The sequence below is a fragment of the Parasphingomonas zepuensis genome (assembly GCF_036663735.1).
Taxonomy (GTDB): domain Bacteria; phylum Pseudomonadota; class Alphaproteobacteria; order Sphingomonadales; family Sphingomonadaceae; genus Sphingomonas.
The window spans coordinates 676,630-697,580 of the sequence record NZ_JAXOJO010000003.1 but is presented as its reverse complement, the minus strand read 5'-3'; the positions used below and the strand labels follow the sequence as shown (position 1 = coordinate 697,580).

At 65.5% G+C, this 20,951-nt stretch carries 21 protein-coding genes and 1 pseudogene; 15 read left to right on the top strand and 7 right to left on the bottom strand.

Going from position 1 to position 20,951, the window contains the following annotated elements:
• The first annotated feature begins 144 nt into the window (after positions 1–144).
• The 4 genes from U1769_RS14565 to U1769_RS14550 all read left to right on the top strand — a co-directional run bounded on the left by U1769_RS14565 (position 145) and on the right by U1769_RS14550 (position 3,077).
• A complete protein-coding gene (locus U1769_RS14565) occupies positions 145–900 on the top strand; it encodes a SufD family Fe-S cluster assembly protein (RefSeq protein ID WP_332717283.1) in 756 nt (251 codons plus the stop codon).
• Positions 901–1,050: 150 nt separating this feature from the next.
• Positions 1,051–2,247 (top strand): aminotransferase class V-fold PLP-dependent enzyme, encoded by a 1,197-nt coding sequence (locus U1769_RS14560; RefSeq protein WP_332717281.1) that lies wholly within the window; start codon positions 1,051–1,053, stop codon positions 2,245–2,247.
• Positions 2,248–2,256: 9 nt separating this feature from the next.
• Complete coding sequence (locus U1769_RS14555; RefSeq protein ID WP_332717278.1) at positions 2,257–2,724, top strand: SUF system Fe-S cluster assembly protein; 468 nt, start codon at positions 2,257–2,259, stop codon at positions 2,722–2,724.
• A complete protein-coding gene (locus tag U1769_RS14550; RefSeq protein WP_332717275.1) occupies positions 2,724–3,077 on the top strand; it encodes a HesB/IscA family protein in 354 nt (117 codons plus the stop codon). Before U1769_RS14555 ends, U1769_RS14550 begins: the two co-directional genes overlap by 1 nt.
• 33 nt (positions 3,078–3,110) lie before the next feature.
• On the opposite strand, the gene U1769_RS14545 is transcribed toward U1769_RS14550, so the two are convergent.
• From U1769_RS14545 to U1769_RS14515, 7 genes are read right to left on the bottom strand one after another with little or no spacing between them, the layout of a single operon-like run.
• Positions 3,111–3,563: a MaoC family dehydratase gene (locus U1769_RS14545; RefSeq protein ID WP_332717272.1), complete on the bottom strand. Its 453-nt coding sequence runs from the start codon at positions 3,561–3,563 to the stop codon at positions 3,111–3,113.
• Positions 3,563–4,342 (bottom strand): SDR family oxidoreductase, encoded by a 780-nt coding sequence (locus U1769_RS14540; protein WP_332717269.1) that lies wholly within the window; start codon positions 4,340–4,342, stop codon positions 3,563–3,565. The genes U1769_RS14545 and U1769_RS14540 overlap by 1 nt, the downstream gene beginning before the upstream one ends.
• 19 nt (positions 4,343–4,361) lie before the next feature.
• Positions 4,362–4,820 carry a GNAT family N-acetyltransferase gene (locus U1769_RS14535; RefSeq protein ID WP_332717266.1) on the bottom strand — a complete coding sequence of 153 codons (459 nt, stop codon included), beginning with the start codon at positions 4,818–4,820 and terminating at the stop codon, positions 4,362–4,364.
• Entirely contained in the window at positions 4,817–6,736 is a 1,920-nt protein-coding gene (locus U1769_RS14530; protein ID WP_332717263.1) for an acetyl/propionyl/methylcrotonyl-CoA carboxylase subunit alpha, read from the bottom strand. Before U1769_RS14530 ends, U1769_RS14535 begins: the two co-directional genes overlap by 4 nt.
• A 2-nt stretch (positions 6,737–6,738) precedes the next feature.
• Positions 6,739–7,212: a nuclear transport factor 2 family protein gene (locus U1769_RS14525; protein ID WP_332717260.1), complete on the bottom strand. Its 474-nt coding sequence runs from the start codon at positions 7,210–7,212 to the stop codon at positions 6,739–6,741.
• Positions 7,213–7,247: 35 nt separating this feature from the next.
• Positions 7,248–7,589: a hypothetical protein gene (locus U1769_RS14520; RefSeq protein WP_332717257.1), complete on the bottom strand. Its 342-nt coding sequence runs from the start codon at positions 7,587–7,589 to the stop codon at positions 7,248–7,250.
• A 3-nt stretch (positions 7,590–7,592) separates the two neighbouring features.
• Complete coding sequence (locus tag U1769_RS14515; RefSeq protein WP_332717255.1) at positions 7,593–9,194, bottom strand: carboxyl transferase domain-containing protein; 1,602 nt, start codon at positions 9,192–9,194, stop codon at positions 7,593–7,595.
• A 134-nt stretch (positions 9,195–9,328) separates the two neighbouring features.
• Between U1769_RS14515 and U1769_RS14510 the strand changes: the two are divergent.
• The 11 genes and pseudogenes from U1769_RS14510 to U1769_RS14460 all read left to right on the top strand — a co-directional run.
• Positions 9,329–10,557 (top strand): annotated as a pseudogene (locus U1769_RS14510) (M13 family metallopeptidase); the annotation flags it as partial.
• The gene (locus U1769_RS14505) at positions 10,549–11,385 is read left to right on the top strand and encodes a M13-type metalloendopeptidase (RefSeq protein ID WP_332717612.1); all 837 of its coding nucleotides are present in this window, start codon (positions 10,549–10,551) and stop codon (positions 11,383–11,385) included. The pseudogene U1769_RS14510 and the gene U1769_RS14505, both read left to right, overlap by 9 nt.
• Positions 11,386–11,520: 135 nt before the next feature.
• On the top strand, positions 11,521–12,462 hold the full coding sequence (locus U1769_RS14500) for a helix-turn-helix domain-containing protein (RefSeq protein ID WP_332717253.1): 942 nt from the start codon (positions 11,521–11,523) through the stop codon (positions 12,460–12,462).
• A 148-nt stretch (positions 12,463–12,610) separates the two neighbouring features.
• Complete coding sequence (locus U1769_RS14495) at positions 12,611–13,150, top strand: 2,4'-dihydroxyacetophenone dioxygenase family protein (protein ID WP_332717251.1); 540 nt, start codon at positions 12,611–12,613, stop codon at positions 13,148–13,150.
• 23 nt (positions 13,151–13,173) lie between these two features.
• Positions 13,174–14,310 (top strand): Rieske 2Fe-2S domain-containing protein, encoded by a 1,137-nt coding sequence (locus U1769_RS14490; protein WP_332717249.1) that lies wholly within the window; start codon positions 13,174–13,176, stop codon positions 14,308–14,310.
• Positions 14,311–14,716: 406 nt separating this feature from the next.
• Entirely contained in the window at positions 14,717–14,905 is a 189-nt protein-coding gene (locus U1769_RS14485) for a hypothetical protein (RefSeq protein ID WP_332717245.1), read from the top strand.
• A gap of 52 nt (positions 14,906–14,957) precedes the next feature.
• On the top strand, positions 14,958–15,188 hold the full coding sequence (locus U1769_RS14480) for a hypothetical protein (RefSeq protein WP_332717243.1): 231 nt from the start codon (positions 14,958–14,960) through the stop codon (positions 15,186–15,188).
• Positions 15,189–15,274: 86 nt separating this feature from the next.
• A complete protein-coding gene (locus tag U1769_RS14475) occupies positions 15,275–16,339 on the top strand; it encodes a radical SAM/SPASM domain-containing protein (protein ID WP_332717240.1) in 1,065 nt (354 codons plus the stop codon).
• Between the two features lie 2 nt (positions 16,340–16,341).
• Entirely contained in the window at positions 16,342–18,300 is a 1,959-nt protein-coding gene (locus U1769_RS14470; protein WP_332717238.1) for a RiPP maturation radical SAM C-methyltransferase, read from the top strand.
• Positions 18,297–19,454 (top strand): radical SAM protein, encoded by a 1,158-nt coding sequence (locus U1769_RS14465; RefSeq protein WP_332717235.1) that lies wholly within the window; start codon positions 18,297–18,299, stop codon positions 19,452–19,454. The genes U1769_RS14470 and U1769_RS14465 overlap by 4 nt, the downstream gene beginning before the upstream one ends.
• Positions 19,451–20,944: a hypothetical protein gene (locus tag U1769_RS14460; protein WP_332717233.1), complete on the top strand. Its 1,494-nt coding sequence runs from the start codon at positions 19,451–19,453 to the stop codon at positions 20,942–20,944. Before U1769_RS14465 ends, U1769_RS14460 begins: the two co-directional genes overlap by 4 nt.
• The last annotated feature ends 7 nt before the right edge of the window (positions 20,945–20,951 follow it).

Sequence of the window (20,951 nt, the reverse complement as noted above, 5' to 3'; positions counted from 1 at the left end):
GTGCGCGTCGCCTTCTCCTTCTCCCCTTGTGGGAGAAGGTGGCCCGAAGGGCCGGATGAGGGGGAGTGTGTCTCGGCACGCTCGTCCCCCTCACCCTCCCATGCTTCGCATGGGCCCCTCCCTCTCCCACAAGGGGAGAGGGGAATGAGTGACGTTCTCAGCCTCCCCACCCGTCACGACGAAGCCTGGCGCTACAGCGACCTCGACGCGGTCGCGGCTGTCTGGCCGATCGCCGCGCCCGAGGTGATCCACGTTGCTGCGGGCGAGGACTTCACTCGCGTCATCGTGCAGGACGCCCCGACCGACGCCGTCGCGATCTGCGATTACACCGTCGTCCTCGCGGCCGGTGCCCGTGCGACCTTCCACATCCTCAACACCGGCGGCAGGTTCGGCCGGATCGCGATCGACGTGACCTTGCACGACGGGGCGCATTTCGAGCTGGGCGGGGCGATCCTCGGCGGCGGCGAGCAGACGCTCGAGATCGTCACCACGATGCGCCACATCGAGCCGAACGCGACCAGCAACCAGGTCGTTCGCTCGGTGCTCGGCGGGCGGGCGACGGGCAGCTATCTCGGCAAGGTCGCGGTGGCGCGTCATGCGCAGAAGACCGATGCCAGCCAGTCGGTAAAGGCGATGCTGCTGACCCGCACCGCGACCGCCAACGCCAAGCCCGAACTGGAGATCTACGCCGACGATGTGAAATGCGCGCACGGCGCGACGGTTGGCGAACTCGATGCGATGGCGCTCTTCTACCTCGCCAGCCGCGGCATCGCGCCGGCCGAGGCCAAGGCGCTGCTGCTGCGCGCGTTCATCGGATCGGTGTTTGACGGCGTGGCGGATGCGGTCGCTCGGGAGGCGGTGGAAGCCGCGGCGCAGGCTGCGCTGGAGCGGATGCTGTGATGGGCGCCACTCTGTTCTCCCTCTCCCAGCGGGAGAGGGAAGGGGCCCATCGCTTTAGCGATGGGAAGGGTGAGGGCGATCGGAATGGCTAGTCACCCTCACCCTTCCGTCGCTTCGCTCCTCCCTCCCTCTCCCGATGGGAGAGGGAATATGAGCCCCCTCGACCTTCTCGCCGATTTCCCGGCCATCCCCGAAGGCTGGGCCTATCTCGACACCGCTGCGACGGCGCAGAAGCCGCAGCCGGTGATCGACGCGATCACCCGCGGCTATGCCGAGACCTATGCGACGGTGCACCGCGGCGTGTACCAGCGCTCGGCTGACATGACGCTTGCCTATGAGGCGGCGCGCAGGCGGATCGGGCGGTTCATCGGTGCGGGCAGCGCCGACGAGATCGTGTTCGTGCGCGGCGCGACCGAGGCGATCAACCTGGTGGCGCAATGCTGGGCGCGCGAGCAGCTGAAGGCAGGCGACCGCATCCTGCTCTCCACGCTCGAGCATCATTCCAACATCGTGCCGTGGCAGATGGCGGCCGAGCGGGTCGGCGCAGTGATTGATGTCATCCCGCTCACCGCCGACCACCGGATCGATCTTGACACCATGGCGGCGATGATCACGCCGGCGCACAAATTGGTCGCGCTGGCGCATGTCTCCAACGTGCTCGGCTCCGTGCTCGACGCGCGCCGCGCCGCCGACATCGCTCATGCGGTGGGCGCGAAGATCCTGCTCGACGGCTGCCAGGCAGTGCCGCGCATGGCGGTCGACGTCGCTGCGCTCGACTGCGACTTCTATGTCTTTTCCGGACACAAGCTCTACGGCCCGACCGGCATCGGCGTTCTCTGGGCGCGGCCCGAACTGCTCGAGGCGATGCCGCCCTATCAGGGTGGCGGATCGATGATCGATCGGGTGACCTTCGCCAGGACCACCTACGCCCCGCCGCCGGGCCGGTTCGAGGCGGGCACGCCGCATATCGTCGGCGCGCTCGGGCTGCATGCAGCGATCGACTATGTCGAGCGGATCGGGCTCGACGCGATCCACAGGCACGAGACGGCCCTGGTCGCTACGACGCGCGAGGCGCTGTCGCAGATCAATTCGGTCACGCTCTATGGCCCGGAGGATTCGGCCGGAATCGTCAGCTTCTCGATCGAGGGGGTGCATCCGCACGACATCGGCACCATCTTGGACGAGGAACGCGTGGCGATCCGGGCTGGCCATCACTGCGCGCAGCCGCTGATGGAGGCGCTGGGCATAGCAGCGACCGCCAGGGCGAGCTTCGGGGTATATAACGGGCCGGCTGACGTGGCGGCGCTGGTGCGTGGCATCGAACGCGTAACGCGAATTTTTGGGTAGGGATCTTCGATGAACGAAGAACGCAGGATCATGGTTGAAGAGGTCGATTCCGTCGAGGCGCCGCCCAAGGCGCGCGTCGATGGCGGGGTGACGGAAAATTTCGAGCGCAAGCGCGATTATCTCGAAGGCTTCCTATCGCAGAAGCCGCAAGGCCTGGCCGCGGGCGAGCCCGGCGGGGACTTGTACGAGGCGATCATCGAGGCGCTCAAGGAGATCTACGATCCCGAGATTCCAGTGAACATATACGATCTCGGCCTGATCTACGGCGTCGAAGTGACGGATGACGGCCATGCGGTGGTGACGATGACGCTCACCACGCCGCATTGCCCGGTGGCTGAATCCATGCCGGCCGAGGTCGAGCTGCGCGTCGGATCGGTTCCGGGCGTGGGAACGGCCGACGTGAATCTCGTCTGGGATCCGCCATGGGATCCGCAGAAGATGAGCGACGACGCGAAGCTTGAGCTGGGGATGCTGTGATGGCGACGACCGCGCGCGTGCGCCCTGCGGCGCTGATCCTGACCCCGACTGCCGAGGCGCGGATTACGGAACTGATGGCCAAGGCCCCCGAGGGCACGATCGGCGTGAAGCTGTCGACTCCGCGCCGCGGCTGTTCGGGGCTCGCTTATTCAGTCGACTATGTCAGCGAGGCCAAGCCGTTCGACGAACGCATTGACACGCCCGGCGGCACGCTGTTCGTCGATGGCGGGTCGATCCTGTACCTGATCGGATCGACCATGAACTGGGTCGAGGATGATTTCACCGCCGGCTTCGTGTTCCAGAACCCCAACGCCAAGGGCGAATGCGGGTGCGGCGAGAGCTTTACCGTCTGACGCCCGCTCTCTCCCTCCGAGGAGAGGGAGCATTCAGGCCGGCTTTTTGCGCATCAGCGCCGTGCGCAGGCAGGAGCACACTTCCTCGTCGCGCTGGTTGATCATGCGGTGGCGGAAGGTCACGAGCCCTGCATCAGGGCGCGACTTGCTCTCGCGCAGCTCGATCACCTCGGTCTCGCAGCGCAGCGTGTCGCCGATGAACACTGGCTTTGGCATCACCAGTTTGTCGTAGCCGAGATTGGCTACAAGCGTGCCGAGCGTCGTATCGCCGACTGACACGCCGATCATCAGCGCGAAAGTGAAGGTGCCGTTGACGACGATCCGGCCGAATTCGGTGCCGGCGGCATATTCCGCGTCCAGGTGGAGCGGCTGCGCATTGTGGGTGAGCGTGGACATCAGGAGATTGTCGGTCTCCGTCACGGTGCGGCGAATCTCATGTAGAATGCGGTCGCCGACCTGCCATTCGTCGTAGAAGCGGCCGGCCATCAGCCCATGCCTCCCAGCGTCCGCCCCGCGGTCCAGCCACCATCTGCCGGCAGCACGACACCCGAGACATAGCGCGCATAGTCGGAGGCAAGGAACAGGCAGACATCGGCAACATCGTCGACTGTGCCCATCCGCCCGAGCGGCACCGACTTTGCCGATTTGGCCTTGGCCTCGGGCGTCGGCGCCAGCCGCTCCATCCCCTCGGTCCCGGCGATCGGCCCCGGCGAGACGGAATTCACCCGCACGCCTTCCGGTCCCCATTCGATCGCCAGCGTCTTGGTGATCATATCGACGCCCGCCTTGGCGGCGCAGACATGCACCTGGAACGGCGTGGCGATGAACGCCTGGGGCGCAGAGATGTTGATGATGCTTGCCCCCGGCTTGGTCAGATGCTCGTACGCGGCGCGCATGACATGGAAGGTGCCGAGCGTGTCGATCTCGGTAACGGCCTTGAACCCGTTCGAACTCAGCATCGCCGCTGCGACCGGGAAATTGCCCGCCGCGCCCGACACCAGCACGTCGATCGTGCCGCGTTGCGCGCGGAAATCGTCGATCGCCGCCTTCACCGCATCATAATCCCGCACGTCGAGGCTGTAGCCGAGCGCGGGCGTCTCGCCCGCCAGCGCGGCGACGGCGGCATCGACCTTGTCCTGGCTGCGGCTGGCCACGGCGAGCTTCGCGCCGCGCCGGGCAAAGGATTTGGCGATGCCCAGGTTGATGCCGCTGGTCCCGCCAAAGACCATCACGGTCTTTCCGGTGAAATCGAAGCCGTCGGCCATATCCATCCCCTCTTGTTTTTCAGAGCTTCAGCTTGAACCCGGCATGGCTCTTGATCCAGCCCATCCGCTCGTAGAATCGATGCGCGTCGGTGCGCGTCGACATCGAGGTCAGCTGCGCCATCGTGCAGCCGCGCTCGCGGAAGCGCTCGACTGCCCATTCGATCATCTGCCGGCCCAGCCCCTGGCCGCGCAACGCGCTCGAAATGCGCACCGCTTCGATCTGCCCACGCCAGCTGCCGCGAAAGGCGATGCCGGGCAGGAAGCTCAGCTGCATCGTGCCGACCAGCCTGCCGTCGAGATCGGCGACGACCTGCAGCTGGTTCGGATCGGCGTCGATCGCCTCGAATGCGGCGATGTAGCGCTGGTCGAGCGGCAGGCGCGGATCCTCGCGACCCTTGCTCTGGGCGTCGTCGTCGAGCAGCGCGACGATGGCGGGGAGATCGTCCGCGGTGGCGGGGCGGAAGACGACCCCGCTCACGCCGCCCGCTCGATCCGCGCGAGCACCGCGCCTTCGCTCACCTGGCCGCCAGTCTCGGCGCTCAGTTCCGCCACAATGCCATCGAACGGTGCGACGAGGCTGTGCTCCATTTTCATCGCTTCGAGGGTGAGCAGCTTCTGGCCCTTGGTGACCGTGTCGCCCGCCGCCACTGCGACGGCGATGAGCCGGCCAGGCATGGGCGAGAGGATTGCGCCGTCGGCCGCAGTGCCGGCGGCACCTGCCCCTTCGACGCGATATGGGCGGGTCTCGAACGCTGCGCCTTTCTCAAACAACGTCGTGGACTGGCCGATTTGCACATAGCCCGGATTGTCGTCGAAATAGGAACCGCGGCCCCACTCGCCGACATAATCGACCTCAATGGCCCGGCCATCGACGGCCAGCCGTACGCGACGGTTGGCCGGAGCATTCAACCGGAACCCGAGCATTCCCCGCAATCGATCGAAATCCGGATCGCCAACTTGGCCGGGCACGAAATCGTCGTGGAATATGGCCTGGTCAGCCGCCGCCTGAAGCAGCGCCGCGCCAGCCTCAGGTGCGCTTGTGAGCTCTTCGACGTGATCGGCGATGAAGCCGGTCGTCACATCGCCCGCCGCGAAAGCTGGCTCCTTCAACAATCGCGCAAGAAACCAAGCATTGGTCTTCACCGGCTCGCACATCACATGCGCGCAGCCATCGGCAAGCTCGGTCAATGCTTCTTCGCGCGTTGTCGCATGAGCGACGAGTTTCGCGATCATCGGATCGTAGAAGGGAGAAATCACATCGCCTTCTTCGACGCCCGTTTCGATCCGCACGTCTTGCGGCAGCCACAGATAATCGAGCGGGCCGGTCGAGGGGAGGAAGCCGGTCGCGGGATTCTCGGCATAAAGCCGCGCTTCCATCGCCCAGCCGTTGATGCTGAGCTCATCCTGCCGCTTCGGCAACGCCTCCCCCGAGGCGACGCGCAACTGCCACTCGACCAGATCCTGCCCGGTGATCTCCTCGGTCACCGGATGCTCGACCTGCAGCCGCGTGTTCATCTCCATGAACCAGATGCGGTCGGCGCGCAGGCCCTCGCTCGCATCGGCGATGAACTCGATCGTGCCGGCACCGACATAGTTGACCGCCTTGGCCGCTTTCAACGCCGCGGCGCAGATCGCTTCCCGTGTCGCCTCGTCCATGCCGGGGGCGGGGGCTTCCTCGATCACTTTCTGGTGGCGGCGCTGCAGCGAGCAGTCGCGCTCGAACAGATGGACGACATTGCCGTGGCTGTCGCCGAACACCTGAACTTCGATATGCCGGGGCGAGAGGATGTATTTCTCGATCAGCACCTGGGTGTTGCCAAAGGAGGACGCCGCCTCGCGCTGGCAGGACAGCAGCGCGTCGGCGAAATCCTCCGGCGCGTCGACCCGGCGCATGCCCTTGCCGCCGCCGCCTGCGACGGCCTTGATCAGCACCGGATAGCCGACCTTGGCGGCCTCCGCCGCGAGGCGTTCGGGCGACTGGTCGGCGCCGAGATAGCCGGGGGTGACCGGCACGCCGGCGGCGATCATGCGCTCCTTGGCGGCATCCTTCAGGCCCATGGCGCGGATGCTGTCGGGGTTGGGCCCGACCCAGATGATGCCGGCATCGATCACGGCTTGCGCAAAATCGGCGTTCTCGGACAGGAAACCATAGCCGGGATGGATCGCCTCGGCCCCCGTCTGCCGCGCGGCGGCGATGATCTTCTCGCCCACCAGATAGCTCTCGCGCGCCGGGGAGGGGCCGATGTGCACTGCCTCGTCGGCCTGGCGCACGTGCAGCGCCTTTGCGTCGGCGTCCGAATAGACCGCGATGGTGCGCACGCCCATCGCCCGCGCGGTGCGGATGATGCGGCAGGCGATCTCGCCGCGATTGGCGATGAGGAGGGACTTCAGCAAGATCAGCCCTCGCAACCCGTGGCGCGCGCGGTCCAGGTGATGTTGACGATCTTCCACGTCCCGGCTTCGCGGACGAGGTCGAAATGATCCATGCCGCAATGATGCGCCTTGCCGTCGATGAAGAAGGTGTAGGGCGCCCAGACCATCGCGATATCGCCGTCGATCTCGATCGCGGGGTTGCTGATGCGCTCCTCATATTTCTCCGGGCCGGGTTTGACGCTGGCGGCGAACTCGGCCCAGGTCATGTGGCGGATGGTATGCACGCCGTTGGGTGCCTCATTGGCGACGGTGGCGCCGCCTTCGGGGCGGAGTGGCGCCAGGATCGCCGCCGGATCGCGCGCGGCGAGCCCGGCGAACAGCGCGTTGATCGGCGCCATCACCGCGCCCTCGTCCGTGCCGGGGGGTGGCAGGCCGGTGCCCTTGGGCATCGGCTGAACCGGCGTGATCTGGGCGAGAAGGGCAAGCATCAGGGACATTCACAGGACTCCATGGCAGGGCGCCGTCTCGACGGTCACGATGATATTCCGAGCTCATCGTCCATCGATTCCCAGACGAGAAAGGGCGGATGAGCCGGTTCGTACGCAAAGGCGACAAAGGCCGCGATCACTTCGTCGATCGTGAAACGCGAGCCACCCGCCGGCCTGGCCGCCCGGAAATGGTGGACCGGATTCTGCGATCGCCGTTCGATGACGTAGCCATCGCTCTCGCAGGCGGCCTGCATGAAATCGCCATCCGACAGGGTCAGAATCGCGAAGCTGTTCCTGCTGTTCGGTGCGAGGACACGCAACTGCGCATCCAGCGTCGCGGCATTGGGCCTTGGGAATACCAGGCCGTCTTCGAGCTCGAATTCCATCGCTTACATCCTGAACACGCCGAACGACGCCTTTTCCGGAACCGGCGCGTTCAGCGTCGTGGCAAAGGCCAGCCCGAGCACATCGCGCGTCTGCGCCGGGTCGATGATCCCGTCGTCCCACAGCCGCGCCGTTGCGTGCCAGGGGTTGCCTTCGTCTTCGTACTTCTGGCGGATCGGCGCCTTGAACGCTTCGGCCTGATCCTCGCTCCAGCTCTCCCCATCGCGGTGCACGGTGGCGAGTACCGAGGCGGCCTGCTCGCCGCCCATCACCGAGATCCGGCTGTTGGGCCAGGAAAACAGGAAGCGCGGGCTATAAGCCCGGCCGCACATGCCGTAATTGCCAGCACCGAAGCTGCCGCCGATCAGCACCGTGATCTTCGGCACGCTCGCCGTCGCCACTGCGGTGACGAGTTTGGCGCCATGCTTGGCGATTCCTTCCGCCTCGTACCGGCCGCCGACCATGAAGCCGGAGATATTCTGCAGGAACAGCAGCGGAATGCGGCGCTGGCAGGCCAGCTCGATGAAATGCGCGCCTTTCACCGCGCTCTCCGAGAAGAGCACGCCGTTATTGGCGAGGATCGCGACCGGAATGCCCCAGATATGCGCGAAGCCGCACACCAGGCTCGATCCGTAGAGCGCCTTGAACTCATGGAACTCGCTGCCATCGACCAGCCGCGCGATCACTTCGTGCACGTCGTAGGGCGCCCGCACATCGCTCGGCACGATGCCGTATAGTTCCTCGGTATCGAACTTCGGCGCCCGCGGTTCGACCAGCGCGATGTCGGGCTTGCGATTCTCCGGCAGGGTGGAGACGATGTCGCGCACGATCGTCAGCGCATGCTCGTCATTCTCGGCGACATGGTCGACCACGCCGGACTTGCGGCCATGCGTGTCCGCCCCGCCCAGTTCCTCCGCCGAGATCACCTCGCCCGTCGCCGCCTTCACCAGCGGCGGCCCAGCGAGGAAGATCGTGCCCTGGCCGCGCACGATGATCGTCTCGTCGGACATGGCGGGCACGTAAGCGCCGCCCGCGGTGCAGCTGCCCATCACGCAGGCGATCTGCGGGATGCCCTTGGCGGACATGTTTGCCTGGTTGAAGAAGATCCGCCCGAAATGATCGCGGTCGGGAAATACATCGGCCTGGTGGGGCAGGTTCGCGCCACCCGAATCGACCAGATAGATGCAGGGCAGGCGGTTCGCCTCGGCGATCTCCTGCGCGCGCAGATGCTTCTTCACGGTCAGCGGATAATAGGTGCCGCCCTTCACCGTCGCGTCGTTGCACACGATCATGACCTGCCGGCCGGAGACCCGGCCGATGCCGGCGATCACGCCAGCACCCGGCACTTCGCCGTCATACATGTCGCACGCGGCGAGCTGGCCGATCTCCAGGAAGGGCGAGCCGGGATCGAGCAGCCGCTCCACGCGGTCCCGTGGAAGCAGTTTGCCGCGCGATACATGCCGCTCCCGGCTTTTCTCGCCGCCACCCAGCGCCGCCCTGGCGACGTCGGCGCGCAGCCGTTCGGCCAGGGCCCGGTTGTGCGCTGCATTGGCGCGGAAGGTCTCGCTCTCCGGCGATAGCTTGGTGTCGAGAGCCGGGGCGCTCATGATTGCATCCTCATTATTGGCAATGACTAGACAGCGGCGGCGCGATTGGGAAGCGCGCGGGAACGGACAGGTATCTGGCGTTACCAAAAACGCAGGTGTATTTCGTGCCTCATACACCTTGGAGAGGGTTTTTCATGAAGCGTCCAACGATCTTTCTCGCCGCCCTGCTCGCGACCACTGCCTGCACGCAGAGCGCAACCACGCCGGTCGCTGGCACCGCGATCGGCGTCGACGTGGCCGGAATCGACAAGGCGGTTAAGCCGGGCGACGATTTCGACTCCTATGCGAATGGCGGCTGGCGCGCGAAGACCGAAATCCCGGCCGACCGGTCGAGCACCGGCATTTTCCTGCAGGTGTTCAACGTCGCAGAGGGGCGCAACGCGGCCCTGATCGCCGAGGCCGCCAAGGCCAATGCCGCGGCTGGCACCGATCAGCGCCGGATCGCCGATTACTACACGGCGTTCCTCGATACGGCCGGCATCGAACAGCGCGGCCTCGTGCCGATCAGGCCCGAGCTCGATGCTATTGCCGCGATCGCCGACAAGCCGGCGCTGGCCAGGGCGCTGGGCGCCGATCTGCGCGCCGATGTCGATCCGCTCAACGCGACCAATTACCACACCGAGCATCTGTTCGGCCTGTTCGTGACTCAGGCGCTCGACGATCCGGCCAGGACGGTGCCCTATCTCCTCCAGGGCGGCATCGGCCTGCCGGAGCGCGACTATTATGTGTCGCCCAAGCCCGAGATGGCGCAGATCCGGGCCGCCTATAAGGCCTATCTGGCGAAGATTTTCACGCTGGCCGGCATGAGCGATCCCGCCGCACGTGCCGAGCGGGTGATGGCGCTGGAGACCAGGATCGCGACGCGCACGTCGATTATGTGACGAGCCAGGATCCGCACAAGGCGAACAACCCATGGACGCGGGCCGACTTCGCGAAGAAGGCGCCGGGGCTCGACTGGGACGCCTTTTTCGGCGCGGCCGGGCTCTCCGGCCAGCAGGACTTCATCGTCTGGCATCCGACAGCGACCGCAAAGCTGTCGGCGCTGGTCGCGAGTGAACCGATCGAGGCGTGGCGCGACTGGCTGGCCTTCCATCATATCAACACCGTCACCGCGGTGCTGCCCAGGGCGTTCGACGATGCCTCGTTCGAATTCTTCGGCAAGACGCTGAGCGGTACGCAGCAACCGCGTCCGCGCGACAAGCGGGCGATCAGCGCGGTGAACGTCAATCTCGGCGATGCCGTCGGCCGGAGCTACGTCGCGAAATTCTTCCCGGCCTCGTCCAAAACCGACATCCAGAACATGGTGAAGAACATCCTCGGCGCCTTCGACAAGCGCGTCGCGGCGCTGACCTGGATGGCGTCCGCGACCAAGGCCGAAGCGCGCCGGAAGATCCAGACGATGAGCGTCGGCATCGGCTATCCCGACACGTGGCGCGATTACGGATCGCTCGAGATCAAGGCCAACGATGCGCTGGGCAATGTGCAGCGCGCGCAACTGGCCGAGTACCGGCACCAGCTCGGCAAGATCGGCAAGGCGCCCGACAAGGGCGAATGGTGGATGACGCCCCAGACGGTCAACGCCGTCAATTTGCCGTTGCAGAATTCGCTCAATTTCCCGGCCGCGATCCTTGAGGCGCCCTTCTACGATCCCAGGGCGGATGCCGCGTCGAACTATGGATCGATCGGCGCAGTGATCGGGCATGAGATCAGCCACAGCTTCGACAATGTCGGCGCTGAATTCGATTCGACGGGCAAGCTGCGCAACTGGTGGACGCCCGCCGATTTCGCGCATTTCAAGGAACAGAGCGCGGCGCTCGTCGCGCAGTACAACGCCTATGAAGCGCTGCCCGGTCTCCACCTGAGCGGCGAGCAGACGCTGGGCGAGAATATCGCCGATGTGGCTGGCCTGACCGCGGCCTATGATGCCTATCATGCTTCGCTGGGCGGCAAGGCGCCGCCGGTGATCGACGGGCTGACCGGGGACCAGCGCTTCTTCCTCGCCTTCGCGCAGAGCTGGCGCGAGAAGACGCGGGAGAAGGCGATGCGCCAGCAGATCGCGACCGATGGCCATTCGCCCGGCAGGTTCCGCGCGCAGACCGTGCGCAATATCGATGCGTGGTACGGCGCCTTCGCGGTTCAGCCGAACCAGAAGCTCTATCTGGCGCCGGAGAAACGCGTGAAGGTCTGGTGATCCGGAAAGGGGCGGAAAATTCCGCCCCTTGCTGCTATAAGGCTGGCACAACGGCACCAGGACCACCGTCCACCCGCGAACAGGCGGGGGATGGCGGCCCGCGGACCGCAACGATAAGTCGATGGAGCGGGCGAGATGGGCGGATTGATAGAATATTTTTCTACCGCCTCGGTCCACTCGCCGCTGCGCCTCGATTATTGGAACATGATCGCCTCGGAGAGTTCGGCCGGCCTGTCGATCGACAGCGGGAACCGCGCGTTCGATGGCGCGCTCGAGCGCTGGCAGATCGGCGACCTCACGCTGATCCGGGCGCGTGCCGAGCGGTCCAGCGTTCACCGCGCCGCGCTGCCCGCCAGCGAGGAGCGGCTGCGGGTGCATCTGCAGCTTCGCGGCGTATGCGAGCAATATCATCTCGGGCGGGAGATCGTGTTGCGCCCCGGCGACCTGTCGATCTGCAGCAGTGCCGACGCGACGCGCATGGAGGCTGGTGGGCATGAGATATTGGTCCTCGATGTAAGCCGATCGGCGCTCGAGCAACGCGTGCCCGGGCTGGACGATCATCTGGGCTGCCCGACGCCCGCGACATCCCCCGCCGCCCATAGCTTCGCCGAATTCGCGCGGGCGCTGTGGCGCGAGGCGGATCGTTCGTCGCCGAACCGCGACCTGGGCTGGCAGCAGGATTCGGCGAACATCCTGCTCGATCTGCTCGGGCTGGCCATCCGCAGCTCGGCCAGGGGTGCGCCGAATGCGCAGCGATCGCTCGTCGAGCGGATGAAAACGATCGTCGAGGCGCGCATCTACGAAGACGATCTGAACGCGGCGACCATCGCCGATGAGCTTGGCGTCGCCGTGCGGACCGTGCAGCACTGGTTCGCCGGCCAGGCGATGACGCCCGGTACCTATATCCGGCAGCGCCGGCTGGAGCGGGCCGCCGAGCGGCTGGCCGTCGATGACGGCGAGTCGATCACCGACATCGCGCTCGAACACGGGTTCAACGATTCCTCCTATTTCACCCGCTGCTTCCGGGAAACCTTCGGGGTCGCGCCGAGCGCGTGGCGCAGGGGCGAACGGCACTAGGCACCTTTGCGTTCCGCTCCGGTCGCGTTGCGCAAATCTCCGGGCGGCGGCTGGCCCGTCTGCTAGGAAGGGTGCTTGTCCGGATCGTCGGACGGATCGCGCACCAGAAGGCCGACCGCTGGCGATTCCCAGGTGGAGGATGCCAAAAATGACCGAGATCCTGATGACCGCCCCGCCATCGACGGCGCGCAAGATCGTCGCCGTGCCCGAGCTGTTCCAGACGTTGATCGATGCCCGCGGGACCAAGGGAAAGTTCGTCGGCGCCGAAGAAACCGACAGCCCCTGGGTGCCGTTCGGGGAGAATGCGGCGATCAAGCATCTCGCCTTCGACGTGCGCAATAACATCTATTCGAACATCCTGTGGATGAAGGGTCCGAGCGTCATCGGCACGCACAAGCATCGCGGCACGGTCGTGATGGTGTGTCTCGAAGGCAGCGCCCGCTATCTCGAATATGATTGGGTCGCGACGCCGGGCTCCTTCATCTACGAAGTCCCGGGCGAAGCGCACACCCTGGTCACCGATCACCCGGAGGGCACGAAGCTGTTCGGCTGGATGCAGGGCGCGAACGAATTCTATGACGAGAATGCCGAATTCGTCATGACGGCCGATGTGTGGTGGTTCATGAACCACTACGAGACTTATTGCCGGGAGAACAATATCCCGATCAATCCGCAACTCTATATATAATTCCAAGTATATGGAGAGCCGCCATGAATGAAGCAGCTAAGAAATATCTGCGCAATACCTGGTATATGGCCGCATGGGCCAGCGATCTCGGTAGTGATCTTTCCGGCGTCACCATTTGCGAAGAGCCGATCCTGCTGTTTCGGAAGACGAACGGCGATGCGGCGGCGATCGGCGGCCTGTGTCCGCACCGTTTCGTGCCGCTCACCTTCGGCAAGAAGATCGGTGACGACGTACAGTGCGGTTATCACGGCATGGTCTTCGACAGCAGCGGGAAATGCGTGCTCAATCCTCATCATGGCGGCACCATCTCGCCGGGCATGAAGGTGCCGAGCTACCCGGTCGTCGAGCGATACGGCATCATCTGGCTGTGGATGGGTGTCGCGGAAGCGGCAGATGCGGAACTGATCCCCGATTTTTCCTGCTACGACGATCCGGCCTTCGAGACGCTGCACGGCGTGATCGACATGAAGGCGAATTACGAGCTCATCACGGACAATTTGCTCGACCTGACTCACGGGGAGTTCGTCCACGAAGGCCTGTTGTCGAGCGAGGCGATCACGATCAGCAAGCTCGAAACGCTCGAATCCGGATCGACCGTCTGGGCCAATCGCTGGTGCCCGAACGATCGCGCGCCGCCCGTCTGGGGACAGGTGCTGCGTGACGTGCTTGGGCTCGATCTCGATACGATCGTCGATCATTGGCTCTACATGCGCTGGGACGCGCCGGCCCATCTGTTGCTCGACGTCGGCATCACGCCGCTCGGCAAGACGCGGGACGATGGCATCTGGGTCTATGCCGCGCATCACATCACCCCGGTCGACGCCACCCGCAGCCTCTATCACTGGGCGATCGTGCGCGATCACGGCCTGGGCGATCCGGCGATCGACGCCTTCTGGCGCGCCTCGATCGACGCGGCGTTCGTCGGCCAGGATCAGCCCATCATCGAGGCGCAGCAGGCAGCGATCGGCCATCGCACGATCGAGGAAATGCGGCCTGTCGGCATTCCCGCGGATATTCCCGGCGGCAAGGCTCGCCGCGCGCTGCGGCGCCTGATGGCCAGCGAAGCGGGCGGCCAGCGGCCGGAACGGTCGATCAAGTCACTGCGCGCGATCCTCGCCGAAGGCGCGCAAAGCCGCGAGCCGGTGCTGCCGGCGGTGTGACCCGGCTGCGGGCGTGTGCCCGCGGTCTCGCCGTGTTTTCCCTCGTTCCGGTCATCGCTGACGGGCAGCGAGATGACGATTCTCGTCCCGGCGTTTGCCGGGGGACGCCGCTTCTCTTTTTCGACGCGCGATTGAAGGCGCACGGCCGGCGGCGGCCGTGCGTGATACGCCGTTTCCGCAAAATTCCAGATATGATGCAATGCAGGCGATTTGCCGCAGTGCAGAATAGTTTCGATTCCTGTTCTATTATCGCGCGGCAATAGCAAGTGTCCAAAACGGATATAACTTAGTGATATCTTGTGCGGGCACGTTCCTTGACGAAAATAGAGATAATGATTAAGGTTAAGCGACTCGACACCTCTTGCCGCTCGTACCAAACCTTGAGTAAACATGAGAGGAGTGAACCATGACGAAGCACATGCGCATTGATTCCCGGAATCAGAACTCCAATGTGACGACCAGCGCAAATCCCAAAGACTTTCTGTCGTCCATGGGAATCGAGATCGACGCCAATACGGAAGCATTGCTTCAGACGAAGCTCGCGGCGGCGACCAACGGTCAGCAGGCAGCGGCGATCATCCACGCGGATGGGTGAATAACCGTCCTCGCTAGGATGCTCACGTCTGGCTTTCGGAAAGGAAGTTCGAATGAAAGGCTCAATCACCGTGGACCTGGCGAAGGCCCAGGCGGCGGTCGACGCACATAAGGCCAATCCGCCCAGTGGTGACGAAGTCGCCAAGGATCCCCGCGCTTTTCTCGCTAGCCTGGGTATCGAAGTGGATGAAGATGCGCTGGCGCTCCTGAAGGCCAAGATGGCTTCGAATCCCGGCTTGGCGGACGCCCCGAAACAGGCCGCGATCCTCCACGTGGACGCGTGATTCCAGGCAGCATTTGATTCCAGACCGCATTGGTTTGCGAAAAGGCGCGTCCTGCAGGGACAGGACGAAGCGGCGGAGTGCCAGATATGGGACTATCTGTCGGCCCGTCCGGCACTGAAGTGCAACAGGTTCTGAACCCGCTGAAAACGCTGGTGCTGAACGTTACACTTCAGTGTCCCCTGCGATGCGCGCATTGCTGTTTTTCTTCCGACATGTTCAAGGGCGGATGCCTGTCCGCCGCTGACGTCGAACTCGCCATCACTCAGGCGAGCCGGACGCCCGCGCTCGATACCGTGTGCTTCGTCGGCGGAGATCCGCTGCTGCACCCCGCGCTGGTCGCTGACGGTATCGCCTTCGCTGCTTCGCTCGGGCTCAAGACGAGCATCACCACCAGCGCCTTCTGGGCGAAATCGCCTGTAAAGGCGCGGTCGGTATTGAGCGACTTGCGCGCTGCGGGCCTCACCGACGTGACGATCTCCTACGACGATGCTCACGCCGCCTTTGTGCGCGAATCCTATATCGCCAACGCCGTTGCCGAGGCGCGCGCGCTGGGCATCAAGGTCCGGGTCGCGGTCGTGGTCGAAACCGGTAGCATCATCACCGCCGACAGCCTCAGGAAATCGCTCGGGCTGGAAGGCGATCGCTCCGTGAAGGTCTATCAGACCGTGGCGAACTCCACCGGCCGGGCGGCTGAAACCGCGGCCGGTGCGGTCGATCGGCCGGTCGCGCATCCCGATGCGTATCGCGGGCCGTGCCAGTCGGTGCTGAACACGGTGGAGATCGATCATGAAGGCGGCATCCGGCCCTGTTGCGGCGTCCTGCCGCATCACGATGCGCTCGCCATCGGCCATATCCACGGCAACGGTATCGGCGAAGCCATCAGCGCCGCCGCCGCCGATCCCCTGTTTCGCTGGATCAGCCTCGAAGGACCCGTGGCGATCCTCGCGCAGGTGACGGCCGAGGACGAGACGCCGCTGCGGCGTGAGGATTTCGACGGCATCTGCACGGCCTGCGATCTCCTGTTCGGCAACCCCGCGTTGCTCGCGAGGGTCCGCGCCGCGGCCGAGCTGCGGCGCGAGCGGATCGGCCATATCGAATCTTTGCTGATGCGCGTGGCGCAGGGCCAGCGCGAGATGGTCGCGGCGGAATGACGATGGACGTCCTCCTGTGCTGCGCGCCGGTCATGTCGGTCGTCCGGCCGTCGCCGGCGCTGGGCCTGTTGCAGGCGACCTTTCGCGACCGGGACGTCAGCATCAGGTCGCTGTACCTGAACCTGATCTTCGCCGAGCGCATCGGGATCGACCTGAACGAAGCGCTCGCCGAGGATATCCCCACGCACCTCCTCACTGGCGACTGGCTGTTTGCGCCGCTGCTCGGCAAGGTGCCGCAACGCGCCGAGATCGCGCTGCACCGCGCCGAACTGGACGAGACATTGCGGCGCAAGGAGCTGGAGCGGCTTTTCGACGTTCGCGCGCAGATCGCAGCGCCGTTCGTGGAGGATGCAGTCGATCTGATCCTGGAGAACGATCCGCGGATCGTCGGCTTCACCACGATGTTCGAACAAACCGCAGCCTCGCTGGCGATCGCCGCCGGCGTTAAGCGGCGCGCGCCGGCGACCAGGATCGTCTTCGGCGGCGCCAATTGCCACGGGCCGATGGGCGCGACGCTGCTGCGGCACTATCCCCAGATCGATTATGTCTTCACCGGCGAGGCGGAGCTCGATTTCGCGCCCTTCGTCGAGGGTCTGTTGCGCGGGAGCGGGGATGCATCGCCCGTTCCGGGATGCATCGGCCGTGAAGCGCCGGCCGCGCTCGCCGCGGTTCCGGTCAACAATCTCGATGTGCTGCCCGTCCCCGACTATGCCGATTATTTCGATCAGCTCGCCTGCTTGTCCGAGCGGGAGCGTGTGCGGCCGTCGATCCCGTTCGAATCGTCGCGCGGCTGCTGGTGGGGCCAGAAGCATCACTGCACCTTTTGCGGCCTCAACCCGACCGGCATGGCCTATCGCGCCAAATCGGCGGAGCGGGTGGTCGACGAGATCGAGGCGCTCGGCGCCGCTCATGGGATCGATCGTTTCTTCGCGACCGACAATATTCTCAGCATCCCCCATATCGACGGCGTGATGCGCAAGCTGGTCGAGCGGGACGGTAACGCCAGGTCGCGCCGGCTATTCTATGAAATCAAGGCGAACATGGATGAAGCCCAGCTCACGGCCCTGGGCCGGGCGGGGGCGACCTGGTTGCAACCCGGCATCGAGAGCCTGTCCGACGCCGTCCTGAAGATCATGCGCAAGGGGGTGAGCGCGCTCACCAACCTCAAGCTGCTGCGCAACAGTCGCGAAATCGGCGTCGGCACCATCTGGTCGATCCTGTACGGCTTTCCGGGCGAGCCGCCGGAAGATTATGCGCGACTGGCGGTGCAATTGCCGCTGTTCGAGCATCTTACGCCGCCCAACAGCTGCCTGCGCATCCGGCTGGACCGTTTCAGCCCCAATTACGATCAGGCCGCGACGATCGGTTTCGACAACGTCGTTCCGATGCCCGCCTATGGCGCGCTGTTCGATATTCCCGAGGCCGATCTCGCCGATATGGCCTATTTCTTCCAGGGCAGCGCGCCGACCTCGGCAAGCGAAGCTGACCTGGCGCCGCTAAAGGCTGCCGTCGCGCTATGGCGCTCGCATTGGGAGCGCGGCCGTGTCACCCCGCAACTGACCATGGCCGAGGCAGTACACGGGAAGCTGATCCGCGATACGCGCAGTTGCGCCGATCAGGAGTATTTCTTCGCTGAAGGCGCTGATCTCGCAGTGCTCGATCTGCTGCGCGCGCCATTTTCCCGCGTGACCATCCATGAACGGCTTGATGGGCGGTACGGCGCCACCGACACCGAACGGGCGTTGTGGGAGATGCGCCGCCGCGGCTTCCTGATCGAGATCGACGGCGTGCTGATGACCCTCGTCACCGAGGGTGGCCGCGAGATCTTCGACGCCGATGGGCGTGCCGACATGCCGCATGGCTATCTCATCGCGATTGACGACGCGGCCGAGGCGAAGCGGGACGCCCTGCATCGTCCGCGCCACAATGCGATGAACGCAATGGCGGGACTATCGGCATGACGGTCGAGGTCCGTCCGCTCGGCGACAAGTGCAATATCAAATGCCGATATTGTTATCAGGAGAATGTCCGTACCGCCGGCAACATCCCCGCCGGCTACGATATCGATGCCGTGATCGAGCGGCTTGCCGATATCGGGCAGCCGTTCAGCCTGTTCGGCGGCGAGATCATGATGACGCCGCGCCGCGATATCGAGCGCCTGCTTGCCCTGGGGCTCGATCGCCACGGCGGCACCGGCCTGCAGACCAACGGCACGCTGGTCGAACCGGACGATATCGATCTGTTCCGCACCTACCATGTCCGCGTCGGCATTTCGATCGACGGGCCGGGCCCGCTCAACGATGCGCGGTGGGCGGGCACGCTCGCAGCGACTCGCCGCGCGACCGCGCGCACCGAAGCGCTGATCGAAACCCTGTGCCGCGAAGGCATGCCCCCGAACATCATCGTGACGCTGAACCGGATCAACGCTGGTGCCCGCCTGGACGAGCTGTGCGAGTGGCTCGAATTCCTGGACGGGCTCGGGATCAGGCGGGTCCGCCTGCACACGCTCGAGAAGGACGATACGGTGGCGGGCGATGGCCTGCCGCTCAGCGATGCCGAGAATATCGCGGTATTGCGCCGGATGCGGACGATCGAGCGCGGCTTCGGTTCGATCGCCTTCGACCTGTTCGGCGAGATGCGTGCGCTGCTGCTCGGCGACGACCGGGACGCATCGTGCATTTTCCACGCCTGCGATCCCTATGCCACCCAGGCAGTTGTCGGGGTCGAAGGCGACGGTTCGCTCGGCAATTGCGGGCGGACCACCAAGGACGGAGTCGGCCATCTCCAGGCGGCCAACCCGGGCTATGAACGGCAGCTCGGCCTGTACCGCACGCCGATGGCCGACGGGGGCTGCGCCGGATGTCGCTTCTTCCTGATGTGCAAGGGCAATTGCCCGGGCACTGCGCTCGCTGGCGACTGGCGCCTGCGATCGTCCGACTGCGCGGTTTGGTTCGCGCTGTTCGAGGATATCGAGAGCGAGATGACCGTGCAGGGCAAGAGCGCGCTCAGCCTGTCGCCCGCCCGCCCGGCGATCGAGCGGGCGCTGGTCGAGGCGTGGGAAATGGGGGCGAATCCGTCGCTGGCATCGCTCTGCGAGGTCCGGGCATCGGCATGACGACGCCCTGGCTGAGCTGGCCGCGGCCCCCGCTGTCGGCGACGCAGGCGGAAGCCGTCACGGCACAGGCCGTACGGCACCGGCTGTCCTATGCGAGTTCGCGCACCCGGACGATCTGGGAGCCGAGACTGGCCAGGCTCGCTGCGGCGGCAGTCGAGACCGAGCTGCACCTGATCGCCGCGGGCAGGATCGGGGCCGGCGTCATCTGGTGTTCCTATGCGGCCTTGCCCGGATTCGTCGAGCGGCTGCAGGCGCTCGGCCTTGCCCGAAAGGCAGGCCGGCCGACATTGCGCGCCATCGAAATCGGCGACGGCGCGGGGAATCGCGCCGATCCGCTCACGCAGATGACCTTCCCGTTCGTCGTGGCGAAGTCTGCATCCGAGGCGGCATGGCTGTCGCGGGAAGAGGATGCGTCGATCGCGGCGGCACTGGCCGGCGGCTATCCCCCCTGTTGCGCGCAGGCCTGGATCGCCCGGATTCGCGGCGGCGCATCGGATCCGCTGGCGGCGCTGCTGGCGGATCGGGCATGGGCGGATCATCCCGCCGCGACCGGCGTGATGATGGGCGCCATGGGGTTTGGACCCGTTCGTCACTTGCCCTGCGGCCCCGACTGCACCGCCTCGCACAAGCTGGCGGACGATTTTCTGGCGACGATGCGTGCGCTCGGGTGGCGTGACGAAGCGGACTGGCTAGCGGACATGGTCCAGTGGCGCGCCAGGGCCTCGGTTGCCGCTGGCGTGGCGCAGGTGGAAACCGGCGCGTTTCGCTTCATCCATTTGTCGGACTCGCAAAGCCCGCCGCCGCCTCCCGTCACCAGCGGCGCGCTCGTGCCCGAAGGGGCACCCGCCGGCCTGTCGTCGATCTTCGCCGCGCCGACGATGCCGGATCGGGTGCGCGCCCTGCCGGGCGCCGGCGACCTCGCAGTGGCGGACGACAGTCACGTCGCCGCGGGTTTCGCCACCCGGTTCGCGCAGCGGTCGCGCTGGAGCTGCATCCTGTGGGAGCAATCGGCGCTGATCCGGAAATCGAAAACGGCGATTCATCTCGGCTGCGGCAACGGACTCCTCCTTGAACTGCTGGCCCAGAGCAGGCCGTCGCTGCGCATCTGCGGGATGGAAGCTGATCGGGCCGCTGCCGCGCTTGCGCGGGACCGATTGGGCGAGGGGCGGGCCATGATCGTCGAGGCCGACTGGATGGCCGAGGCAAGCGGGTGGCGAGAGGCGGCCGATCGCTATGATCTCGTTCTGGTCGATCCCGAACCGCTGCTTGCCCTGTCCGGGGCGGCCCGCGACGCGATCGTCGCCGGCCTCACCGCGCTCGGGCGGTCGATCGTCCCGCTCGCCAGCGATCGCGCCCTCCGGCGCTTCGGGTCGCTCGAGGCGATGGCGACAATGCTCGGCATGACGCTCGAGCCGGGTCGTGCACATCGAATCTCCGCTGCCATGCTCGTGGCGGAACAGGCACCAGTGCCGCGCGTGGCGGCGGAATGAGCTCGGG